The following is a 202-nucleotide window of genomic DNA, read 5'->3' as shown; positions in this document are numbered from 1 at the left end:
CCACCTGCCGTGGCGGCCAGATCGCCCCCGCTGCGCAGCTGCTGCACATCCATCGCACCCGACGCCTCCAACTGCATCGCCGCGCCGGAAGACAGCGTCTGCGCTACCAGCGCAGCACCGCTAGCCGCGCTCATGGCGCCCTGCGCCTGCAGTTCGCCAATGCCCATCGCCCCGCCGCTGCGAAGCTGCGCATCGCCACCGA

At 71.8% G+C, this 202-nt stretch carries 1 protein-coding gene; it reads right to left on the bottom strand.

Going from position 1 to position 202, the window contains the following annotated elements; genetic code table 11:
- On the bottom strand, window positions 1-202 hold a 202-nt coding region (locus ACW6W5_RS17905), incomplete at both ends, for a hypothetical protein (protein ID WP_458233685.1).

The sequence above is a fragment of the Stenotrophomonas sp. IS26 genome (genome assembly GCF_054188265.1).
Note: the sequence above shows the minus strand (reverse complement) of the source record. Positions and strands in the feature narration are given on the sequence as shown.